Annotated in this window: 9 protein-coding genes; 4 read left to right on the plus strand and 5 right to left on the minus strand. The window is 70.2% G+C overall.

Annotated elements, in window-relative coordinates; genetic code table 11:
* Positions 1-371: 371 nt before the first annotated feature.
* From F627_RS0115300 to F627_RS0115310, 3 genes are all read right to left on the minus strand, one after another.
* Entirely contained in the window at positions 372-1,679 is a 1,308-nt protein-coding gene (locus tag F627_RS0115300; RefSeq protein WP_051074658.1) for an N-acetylmuramoyl-L-alanine amidase, read from the minus strand.
* A gap of 214 nt (positions 1,680-1,893) precedes the next feature.
* Entirely contained in the window at positions 1,894-2,385 is a 492-nt protein-coding gene (gene tsaE / locus F627_RS0115305) for a tRNA (adenosine(37)-N6)-threonylcarbamoyltransferase complex ATPase subunit type 1 TsaE (protein ID WP_019584573.1), read from the minus strand.
* On the minus strand, positions 2,382-3,869 hold the full coding sequence (locus tag F627_RS0115310) for an NAD(P)H-hydrate dehydratase (protein ID WP_026332144.1): 1,488 nt from the start codon (positions 3,867-3,869) through the stop codon (positions 2,382-2,384). The genes tsaE and F627_RS0115310 overlap by 4 nt, the downstream gene beginning before the upstream one ends.
* A 56-nt stretch (positions 3,870-3,925) precedes the next feature.
* Between F627_RS0115310 and queG the strand changes: the two genes are divergently transcribed.
* From queG to F627_RS0115325, 3 genes are all read left to right on the plus strand, one after another.
* A complete protein-coding gene (queG, locus tag F627_RS0115315) occupies positions 3,926-5,056 on the plus strand; it encodes a tRNA epoxyqueuosine(34) reductase QueG (RefSeq protein ID WP_019584575.1) in 1,131 nt (376 codons plus the stop codon).
* A 121-nt stretch (positions 5,057-5,177) separates the two neighbouring features.
* Complete coding sequence (locus F627_RS0115320; protein WP_019584576.1) at positions 5,178-7,610, plus strand: EAL domain-containing protein; 2,433 nt, start codon at positions 5,178-5,180, stop codon at positions 7,608-7,610.
* 104 nt (positions 7,611-7,714) lie between these two features.
* A complete protein-coding gene (locus tag F627_RS0115325; protein WP_018876122.1) occupies positions 7,715-8,506 on the plus strand; it encodes a ferredoxin--NADP reductase in 792 nt (263 codons plus the stop codon).
* An 18-nt stretch (positions 8,507-8,524) separates the two neighbouring features.
* Here the strand turns inward: F627_RS0115325 and F627_RS0115330 are convergent, their stop codons facing one another.
* Together F627_RS0115330 and F627_RS0115335 are read right to left on the minus strand one after the other, a co-directional pair.
* Positions 8,525-9,136: a DNA-J related domain-containing protein gene (locus F627_RS0115330; protein WP_019584577.1), complete on the minus strand. Its 612-nt coding sequence runs from the start codon at positions 9,134-9,136 to the stop codon at positions 8,525-8,527.
* On the minus strand, positions 9,133-9,540 hold the full coding sequence (locus tag F627_RS0115335; RefSeq protein WP_369771501.1) for a YchJ family protein: 408 nt from the start codon (positions 9,538-9,540) through the stop codon (positions 9,133-9,135). Before F627_RS0115335 ends, F627_RS0115330 begins: the two co-directional genes overlap by 4 nt.
* A 132-nt stretch (positions 9,541-9,672) precedes the next feature.
* Here F627_RS0115335 and F627_RS0115340 point away from each other — a divergent pair, with 132 nt between their 5' ends.
* Positions 9,673-10,518, plus strand: coding sequence for an SDR family oxidoreductase (locus tag F627_RS0115340; RefSeq protein ID WP_019584578.1), 846 nt, complete (start codon positions 9,673-9,675; stop codon positions 10,516-10,518).
* The last annotated feature ends 268 nt before the right edge of the window (positions 10,519-10,786 follow it).

A 10,786-nucleotide genomic window follows, 5' to 3' on the forward strand; every position in this document is an offset into this window, starting at 1 on the left:
TGCCTAGCCTAACCGGGGCGGCGCCGGAGTGCCTAGGGAGACGCTGATTGAATCGCACGTCCGCGTTGGTGCCCCCTGTTTTCCGAGACAAGGCGCGTCGTGCAGCGGGTAGTGGTTCTACCCGCAAGCGGCGCAACGCAGGATCGGGGAACAGGGGGCACCAACCCCACAAGCCATTGAAAGCAGGGGCTCGGCCGCTTTTGCATGCGCACGGCGTTGCGGCTCCCTTGTGCAGAATGACTGCACGGCAGTCACCGCGCCTTGTTCGCACGCAAAAGCGACTCGAGCGCGGACGTGCGATTCAATCAGCGTCTCCCTAGCCGGCGACTGGCCGATACCCGCAAGACGTGACAGGTTGCCCGGGGAGGGGCTTACGAGTCGCGCGGGATCTGCAGGATCTGCCCAGCGTAGATGCGGTCGTCGCGCACGTTGTTGGCCGATCGCAGATCCGCCAGCGACAGGCTGTAGCGATCCGCGATCCCGGAGAGGGTCTCGCCCGGGCGGATGATGTGCTGGTCCGGCTGGCCGTCGGCGATCAGGGTGCCCGGGCGGGCATGGGTGGAGAAGTACGAACGCAGGCCGGTCAGCAGGGCATCCGCCAGCGAGTTCTGGAAGCTGGCGCTGCGCAGCTTGCGCTCCTCGGAGGGGTTGGAGATGAATGCCGCCTCGACCAGGATCGACGGCACATCCGGCGAGCGCAGCACCGCGAAGTTGGCGCGTTCCACTTCCGGCTTGCGCACCTTGCCCACGCGGTGCAGCTCCGCAATCATCCGCTCGGCCAGGGTGTTGCTGGCCTCCAGGCTGCCGCTCTGGGCCAGGTCCAGCAGGACATTGGCCAGGGAATCGTCCTTGCCGTTGATCGGCACGCCGCCCAGGCTCAGGTCCGCCTGGTTCTCGCGCTGGGCGAGGAAGCGCGCCGCCTCGCTGGAGGCCCCGCGCTCGGACAGCATGTACACCGAGGAACCCTGCACGCTGCGATTGGCGATGGCATCGGCGTGGATGGAGACGAAGACGTCCGCGTCTGCCTTGCGCGCCCGCTCGATGCGTTCGCGCAGGGGCAGGAAGTAGTCACCGCTGCGGATCATCACCGCCTGCATGCCGCGCTCGTTGTCCACGCGCTCGGCCAGGCGCTTGGAGATCTGCAGCACCACATCCTTCTCGCGGGTGCCGGCCGGGCCGATCGCGCCCGGGTCGTGCCCGCCATGGCCGGCGTCGATCGCCACCACGACATCGCGCAGGTTCTCCTGTGAGCGCCCGCGGCGGGAGGACCCGTTGTTCTCGGCCGCACGCGGGGCCGCGGGGGCATCCCCGGCCGTCAGGTCCAGCACCAGGCGGTGCGGGGCCCCCTGCGCCGGCATCAGCACGAAGCTGCGCGGCTCCACCGGCTTGCGCAGGTCGAAGACCACGCGCAGGTCGGAGCCGTTGCGCGCGGCATGGCGTACCGCCTTGATCGCCGAGCGCGGGTTGTCGCTGACCGCCAGATCCTCCACCGCCCGCGCGTTTTCGAGGTCCACCACCAGGCGGTCGGGGGACTGCAGGCGGAACATGGAGTACTCGGCCTCGCCATCCATGTCGAACACCAGGCGCGTGGTGTCGCCATCCACCGACATGCGGACCCGCTGCACGCCGGTACGGGCCAGGGCAGGCAACGGCATCCCGACCAGCCCCAGGGCAGTCATGGCGCGCAGCAGCTGGCGGCGGCGCAGATCCGGCAATGTTGGTTGGCCCACGGCGATTCCCTTTGTAATCAGGGGTTCTGACTACATTGTGGACGCTTTTTCTGGAAAAGCAATAGCGATTTTCGTTCTTTATGAGCGAGATATCGCTCGTTTTGCGCGTGGAGGGCCAACTCTGGAGCCCGCTCCCCCTGGGTGCGATCTCTCAACAGGCGGTTTACGAGGCAACGCCCTGGTCGCGCAGGGCCTGGCGATAGGCCTCGGCGAGCGGGCCCTCCAGGCGGAGTTCGCGCCCTTCCTCCCCGGCCGTGCGGTGCGCCAGACGCACGACCAGATCCGGCGCCGGCAGCCAGCCGGCACCGCGTTCCGGCCACTCGACCAGCCACAGGCCCTCGCCCCCGAAGGCCTCGCGCACGCCCAGGTATTCCAGTTCCTCGGGGTCGCCCAGGCGGTAGAGATCGAAGTGCAGGACCTCGCGATCCGCCAGCCGGTACGGCTCCACCAGGGTGTAGGTAGGGCTACGCACAGCACCCGCATGCCCCAGCCGGTGCAGCAGTCCGCGTACCCAGGTGGTCTTGCCCGCGCCAAGATCCCCCTCGAGAAACACGATGTTCGGTTGATCCAGCGCCGCCAGGGCCGCCAGGGCCGCCCCGGCCGCCTCGGTGGCCTCCAGGTGCGGCAGTACCAGCGGGTCGGATGCCGCGTTCATTGCCCACCCCCGGCAGCGGCCGGCAGGGCATCGGCCAGGTCCCCGGCCAGCATGCCGCGGGCCCCGCCCAGACGATCGCGCGCCACCCGGGCGGCGGCACAGTGCCAGGCCGCCCCGGTCTCGGCCGCGCCGCGCGCATCCGCGCCCTGCGCCCGCAGCGCCGCGATGATACCGGTCAGGACATCGCCGCTGCCGGCGGTGGCCATGCCCGGATGCCCCCCGGTCACGCAGGCCAGCGGCCCGGCATCCGACGCGGCCGCCACCAGCGTGCCGGCCCCTTTCAGCAGCACCACGCCGCCCAGGCGTTCGGCCAGGGCCCGGACCTGCCCCGGCCGATCGGCCTCGATCGCCGCGCGGTCCGCCCCCTGCAGGCGGGCCGCCTCGCCCGGGTGCGGCGTCAGCACCCAGTCCGCGGCCCGACGCGGCGCCTCGGCCAGGAGATTCAGGGCATCGGCATCCACCACCCAGGGCATCTCGGCATCGGCCACGGCCAGCCACAGGCCCCGGCCCCAGGCGTCCAGCCCCAGTCCCGGACCCACGGCGACCACATCGACCCGGCGCATCAGCGCCTGCAGTTCGCCCGCATCGCGGACGCCCTGCACCATCAGTTCGGGGCGCTCCAGATTGGCCCAGGCCGCGTGTTCCGGGTGAGTGGCCAGGGTCACTCGCCCGGCGCCGGCGCGCAATGCCGCGGTCGCGGTCAGCCGGGCCGCGCCGGAATACCCCGGCGCGCCGCCCACGACCAGCACATGCCCACAATCCCCCTTGTGCGCCCCCGGGCGTCGGGGTGGCAGCCCCCGGGACCAGTCCGAGGGGCCGACACGGCGCGCCACCGGGGCCACGCCGTCGAAGATCGCAGGGGGCAGGTCCAGCGGCGCGACCTCCACGGCGCCGACCACGTCCACCGCGGGGCCCGTATGCAGCCCCAGCTTGTCCGCGATCATGGTGAGGGTGCGCTCGGCCCGCACCGCGCGTCCCAGCACCCGGCCGCTGTCGATGTCCACGCCCGAGGGCGCATCGGCCGCCAGGATCGGGGCGCCGTTCGTGTTCAGCCGCTCGATCAGCTCGCCGTAGGCATCCGTCAGCGGGCGCTCCAGGCCGATCCCGAACAGGCAGTCCACCCAGACCTCCGCGGCCGCCGGGTCGAACGATTCCAGCGTGTGGACTTCGCCCCCGCCATCACGCCAGCGGGCGTGGGCACGGCGGCCATCGGAATCGGGGCGGGCCCGCGACGGCCCGCCATGGACCCGGACCTCCAGCCCCGCCTCGGCCGCCAGCCGGGCCAGGACGTAGCCATCGCCCCCGTTGTTGCCGGGCCCGCAGACAATGCCGATACGACGGGCCTGCGGCCAGTGACGGCGCAGGGTGTCCAGCAGGGCCTGGCCGGCCCGCTCCATCAGCTCGCCCGGCGCCATCCCGGGCAGGGCCAAACCGGCGGCATCCAGGGCGCGCATGCCCGCGTTGTCGAACAATGCGCTGGTCAATGCTTGTGGGTCGGGTTCATGATTCACGCCATTACCTCCGTCGCGGAAGCCAAATCGTGCCTCAGCGCCTCGATCCACGCCAATGCACCGAACTGGCCGAACGTATCCGTACGTGGGGCGGCGAGTTGGGCTTTCAGGCCGTGCGCATCGCCCCCGCCGAGGTCCCCGCGGAGGATCGCCGGCACCTGGATAAATGGCTCGCGCAGGGTTCGCACGGCGAGATGGGCTGGATGGCCGAGCGGGCGGCCCTGCGCCACGCCCCGGATGCCCTGGTCCCGGGCGTACAGCGCATCATCAGTGTCCGCATGGACTACTTCCCGCCGGCCAGCCGGCGTCCGGCCATCCAGCTGGCCGGGCAGGACCGCGCCTATATCTCCCGCTACGCCCTGGGACGCGACTATCACAAGCTGCTGCGCAAGCGCCTGACCGTCCTCGCGCGCCGGATCGAGGCCGAGGTGGGCCCGTTTGGCTACCGCGCCTTCACCGACAGTGCCCCGATCCTCGAAAAAGCCCTGGCCGCCCGGGCCGGGCTCGGCTGGATCGGCAAGAACACCAATCTGCTCGCGCGCGAGAGCGGTTCCTGGTTCTTTCTCGGGGAGCTGTTCACCGACCTGCCGCTGCCGGTGGACGAGCCGGCGGGCGAGCACTGCGGCCAGTGCACCGCCTGTCTGGAGGTCTGTCCCACGCAGGCCTTCCGCGGCCCGTATGACCTGGACGCCCGGCGCTGCATCTCCTACCTGACCATCGAGCTGAAGGGTTCCATCCCCGAGGATCTGCGCCCGCTGATCGGCAACCGCATCTACGGCTGCGACGACTGCCAGCTGGTCTGTCCGTGGAACCGCTTTGCCGAGGTCTCGGCGGAACCCGACTTCATCGCCCGCCACGGTCTCGACAGCGCCAGCCTGGTCGAGCTGTTCGCCTGGGACGAGGCGACCTTTCTCGCCCGCACCGAGGGCATGGCGATCCGCCGCATCGGCCATCCGCAGTGGCTGCGCAATCTCGCGGTGGCCCTGGGCAACGGCCCGGCAACCCCGGAGGCGGAGGCCGCCCTCGCCGCCCGTACGGACCACCCGTCGGAACTCGTGCGCGAACACGTGGCCTGGGCCCGGGAACAGCTGCGCGCGCGCCGCGGCGCGGTGCCCCCGTCGCCGGAGACCCTGTCCCGGCTGACCCGCGCACCCCGGTAGCCCAGTACTCCGGTAGTCCGGTCGGCGCAGGTTGCCAGCATCGGCGCGACCGGCGACACTCGGGGGCCAAACGCAGCGTCCCCCCGGGCCCCGCCCACCACGAAAGGCTCCGTTCCTCGCCATGCCCGACCACCCGGACACCACGCGCTACCAGCGGATCTTCGAACAGGCGCCCGAGGCCCATCTGGTCCTGGACCGGCGCGGCGGGATCGTCGCGGGCAACCAGGCCGCCTGCGAGCAGCTGGGCTACACCCGGGCCGAACTGACCGGCGGCGTGCACATCACCGACCTGGACCTGCAGGCCACCCAGGACGATGTGGACGCCGCCCATTCGGACCCGGACAACCGCCTTCCCGCCCACTTCGAGAGCCGCTACCGGCGGCGCGACGGCAGCGAATTCCCGGCCGAGGTTCACATCAATGCGATCCGCACCGACGGCGAGATCGAGGTCTTCACGACCTTCCGCGACATCACTCGCGAACGTCAGTCGGAACAGAACCTCCGGCGCCTCGAGACCCAGCTCGGGGCCACCGTGCGGCATGCCCCGCTGATCCTGTTCGCGCTGGACGCCGACGGCCGATTCACCCTCTCGGAGGGGGCCGGCCTGCACGCCCTGGGCCTGAGCCCCGGCGAGGTCGTCGGTCGCAACGTCCGCGAGGTCTATGCCGATCACCCCGACACCCTCGCGGCCGCCGAGCGGGCCCTGGCGGGCGAGGCCTTCCAGTTCGAGGACTCGGTCAACGGGACCCACCTGAGCGTTTCCTGGATCCCGCTGAAAGACAGCGACGGCGTACTCGGCGTCGCCTGGGACATCACCTCGCTGCGCGCCGCCGAGGCGGCTACCGGGGCCGAGCGCGACCGCCTGCTGACCACCCTGCAGTCGATCAGCGACGGCGTCATCACCACCGATACCGCCGGACGCCTGACCTACCTCAATCCCGCGGCCCAGGCCCTGCTGGGGGTCGACGCGACCGCCGCCCAGGGCCAGCGCGTGGACGAACTCCTGGATCTCGAGGACACCCGCACCGGGGCGAGCGTGCACCACCCGGTGGAACAGTGCCTGAAGCTCGGCGCGAGTACGGAGTCGCCCGAGCGCATCCTGCACCGGGCCGACGGCGCGATCCGCGTGGTGCGCATGCTGGCGTCTCCCTTGCAGCGACCGGACCGGGCCTCCCAGGGCGTCGTGATCGTGCTCCACGACCACACCGAACTGTGGCAGATGACCCAGCAGCTCAATCACCAGGCGAGCCACGACGACCTGACCGGCCTGTGCAACCGGCGCGAATTCGAGCGACGTCTGGAGGAGGCCCTGCGCACCCTGCAGGGGGACCAGACCCCGCACGTGGTGTTCTACATGGACCTCGACCAGTTCAAGATCATCAACGACACCTGCGGGCACCAGGCCGGCGACGAGCTCCTGCGCGAGCTGTCCGAACGCCTGCTGCACCTGATCCGCGAGAACGACACCCTGGCCCGCCTCGGCGGCGACGAGTTTGGCCTGCTGCTGTGTCACTGTCCGCTGGAGCGCGCGGAGGCGATCGCCCAGCGAATACTGGAGACCGTCCAGGCCCTGCGCTTCCAGTGGGAGGGCCGGCGCTTCGATGTCGGGGTCAGCATCGGCCTGGTCCCGGTCGGCGGCCCGGAACAGACCCTGCCCGAGGTCCTCAGCCAGGCGGATTCCGCCTGCTATGCCGCCAAGGAGAATGGCCGCAACCGGATCTACGTCTGGCAGCCCACCGACCAGGCCCTGCGCCGGCGGCGCGGGGAGATGGAATGGGTTGGCCGCATCCGCGCGGCGCTGGACGAAGGGCGCTTCGAGTTGTTCGGCCAGGCGGTGCATCCGCTGGGGCCCACCGATCCGGACCTGGCCCATGTCGAGGTGCTGATGCGCCTGCGCGACGAGGAGGACCGGTTGATCCCGCCGGGCACCTTCATCCCCGCCGCCGAGCGCTATCACCTGATGCCGGACATCGACCGCCACGTAATCGACAGCGCCTTCGCGATGCTGTCGCGGCATCGCGCGGCGCACGCTGACGGCCCCCGCTGCGACCCGACCGTCGCGATCAACCTCTCGGGCCAGTCGCTGGCCCAGGAGAGCATGCTCGAGTTCGTCACGGAGCGCCTGCAGCACTACGCGATCCCGCCTCAGTGCATCATCTTCGAGATCACCGAGACCGCGGCGATCAGCCACCACGAGCGGGCCCAGAGCCTGATCCGCACCCTGCGCTACATGGGCTGCCGCTTCTCCCTGGACGACTTCGGCAGCGGGCTGTCGTCCTTCGGCTACCTGAAAAACCTGCCGGTGGACTTCATCAAGATCGATGGCAGCTTCGTGCGCGACATCGCCCACAACGCGGTGGACTCGGCCATGGTCACGGCCATCCACCGTGTCGGCCACGTCCTCGGTCTGCGCACCATCGCCGAATGCGTGGAGTCCGAGGCCACCATGGAACGCCTGCGCGAGATCGGCCTGGACTTCGTGCAGGGCTTCTACCTGTCGCAACCCACGCCCCTGGAGCAGCACCTGGAACCCGCGGACAACGCCAGCCACTGACCCCTTATTTCTGAGTGTTTTCCTTGGTTTTTGCCGGCGCTTTCGCGGCCGCGGCCGCGACTTGCTAGCGTATCGACAAACCAGAAACGGAAAGCCACGCACCCATGCCGTACTCGGAAGAACGCATTACCTCCACGCACCGCTGGTCGGACAAGACCTTCAGCTTCACCACCACGCGACCGGAGGGGCTGGAGTTCAAGAACGGGCAGTTCGTGACCCTGGGCCTGCGCCCCGAGGGCAAGTTGATCCCGCGTGCCTACTCGATCGTCTCCGAGCCCGAGGCCGAGGAACTGGAGTTCCTGAGCATCCATGTGCCGGATGGCGCGCTGACCAGTCGCCTGGCCGAGGCCGGCCCGGGCGACTCGATCTGGATCAACACCAAGGTCACCGGCTCGCTCACCTTCGACTACGTGCAGCCAGGCCGCACCCTGTACATGCTGGCCACCGGCACCGGTCTGGCCCCGTTCATCTCGCTGATCCGCAGCCCGGAGCTGTTCGAACACTTCGAGAACGCGGTGCTGGTGCACAGCGTGCGCACGGTGGAAGAACTGGCCTACCGCCAGGAGATCGAGTCGCGCATCAGCGACCGCCTGCGCTACGTGCCCACCGTGACCCGCGAAAACCACGACTTCGCCTGCCCGATCGCGCAGCAGCCGTACGACAACAACCAGCGCGGGGCCGACATGTTCCGCTCCGGCGAACTGAGCCGTATCCTCGACCTGCCCCCGGCCGATCCGGAGCAGGACCGCGTGATGCTGTGCGGCAACCCGGCCATGAACCGCGAGATGAGCGAATGGCTCACCGAGCACGGCTGGACCCAGACCAACTACAAGGGCGTCGGGACCTTCACCGTCGAGCAGGCCTTCGTGACCACCATGTCCGACTCGGACGACTGAGTCCGCGACGGGCGGCGCTCAGGCCCCCGCCAGCAGGATCCAGCGCGCCTCGTTGATCCGCTGCAGGGTTGCCGTGTCGCCTCCGCGATCCGGGTGGTGGCGCTGCGCCATGCGGCGGTACTGATGGCGGACCGTGTCGGCGTCCACGGGGTCGGCCAGCTCCAGCACCGCCAGCGCCTGGTCGCGCCGCTCATCCCGCCCCATGCGGGCCCAGAACTCGCCCAGCAGCGCCTCCACCGCGGCCGCATCCATCCGCTCCAGCTGGGTCAGGTCCAGATAGTAGGCCCGCAGCGGATCGCGGAGCACCGGCAGGCCCGCCGCCCCCGGTCGTGACCCGCCCTCCGCCGGTTCGATCCCGATATCCAGACAGTGGATGCGCACCCACTCGCCTTGCGGCAGCAGCCCGTCGCGCAGCCGGTACAGGCAGTGAAACAGCAGGAAGTGGGTCTGGAACAGGCTCAACGGTTCGCGCAGCCGCGCGGCGGCAAAAGGTGCCACCCCCGCGTCGCGCAACTGCGCGATCAGGGCATGCTCGGTCAGCCCGGACGGCCGCGCCCGCAGGCACTCCAGTACCGGTTCCAGCAGCGCCGCCGCCACCGGCGCCCCGGTCGTCTCATCCGCCTCGATCATGCGCCCGGAAACTCGCCGTCGACATACACCCAGCGCCCATCCTCGCGGCGAAAGCGGCTGCGTTCGTGCAGGCGCACCCCCTGGCCACGCACCCGCGAGCGGGCAACGAACTCGACCCAGCCCTCCCGGTCCTCCGGCCCCCCGGCCCCGGTCGCGCGGATCGTCAGCCCCAGCCAGCGCTGGTCCGGCTCCAGCATCAGGGATTCCGGTCGCGTCTCCGGGGCCCAGGTGGCCAGAAGATAGTCCTCGCGCCCCTCCACGAAGGCGGCATAGCGCGAACGCATCAGCGCCTCCGCCGTTGGGGCCGCGGCCGCACCGTCCAGAAACGCCCCGCAGCAGGCCGGCCGGTCCCGCCCGGACCCACAGGCGCATGTACCCCCCTTCCTGCGGCTGGCCTTGCCCAAGCGATACCCCCCCTCATCGAAGTCCCCGCCAGCATGCCCGAGCCATCGCCCGGGGTCGAACCCTCACATTGGGGCTGGTCTTTCACCTGTGGAAACGTTAAGTTGCGAAAGCACTCAAGGGAACGCTGATTCATGGCCAACATCCTGATCATGGGCTGCGGCGATCTCGGCTGCGGCGTCGGAGAACAGCTCGCCGCGGCCGGCCACACGGTCTGGGGCCTGCGCCGCCAGCCGGAGCGCATCCCGAAACCGATCCAGCCGCTGGCCGGCGACTTCGCCCGCGCGGACGCGCTGCCGCCGCTGCCCCCGGCGCTGGATACCGTCTATTTCATCGCCACCCCGGGCGAGTTCACCGAGGCCGCGTACCGCCGCGCCTATGTCGACGGCCTGCGCAACACCCTGGCCGCGCTGGAGCAGGCCCGCCAGCATCCGCGCCGCATCGTGTTCGTCTCCAGCACCTCGGTCTTTGGCGCCGACGACGGGCGCTGGGTGGACGAGACCACCCCGGCCGAGCCCACCCGCTTCTCCGGGCGCTGCCTGCTGGAGGCCGAGCAATTGCTGGCCGACAGTCCGTTGGCCGGTGTGGTCGTGCGCTTTGGCGGCATCTACGGGCCGGGGCGCGAATATCACCTGCGCAAAGTGCGCGAGGGCATTCGCGGCCAGCACGAGGCGCCGGTCTGGACCAACCGCATCCACCGCGACGACTGCGTGGGGCTGCTGACCCACCTCTTCCACCTGGACGACCCCGAGCCGCTTTATCTGGGGGTCGATGACGAGCCGGCGTTGCGCCACGAGCTGCTCGGCTGGCTGGCGCAGGAGATGGAGCTCGATCCGCCGGGGACGCCGCCGATGCCGGCCGGCGAGGTCTGCGGCAAGCGCTGCCGCAACGAGCGGCTGCGTGCCAGCGGGTATCGCCTGCGCTATCCCGACTACCGCACCGGCTATCGCGCCCTGCTCGACCAGATCGCCACCACCTGAGCCAAGCCCTCACGCCTTGCAGGCTGAGCCCCGTCGTCCCTTGATGTTTAGTGCTTCGTCTGGCCGCCTGCCCTGTTGTGGCTAGGCCTGGTTCGTCCTCCGGTGTTTACGTGCCTTCGGTCCGCATACTGCCGTGCGCTGACTCGCCAGCGCGCCCCGAGGTCCTTTCTTGCTTGCCCAAGAAAGTACCCAAAGAAGGGCACCCGGATTTCGCCCGGGAACCTCGCTCCGGACGTGCTGGGCCGGCGGCGCTGAACTCGCTGCGCCT

Origin of the sequence: Thioalkalivibrio sp. ALE16 (genome assembly GCF_000381305.1) — a bacterium.
Taxonomy (GTDB): domain Bacteria; phylum Pseudomonadota; class Gammaproteobacteria; order Ectothiorhodospirales; family Ectothiorhodospiraceae; genus Thioalkalivibrio.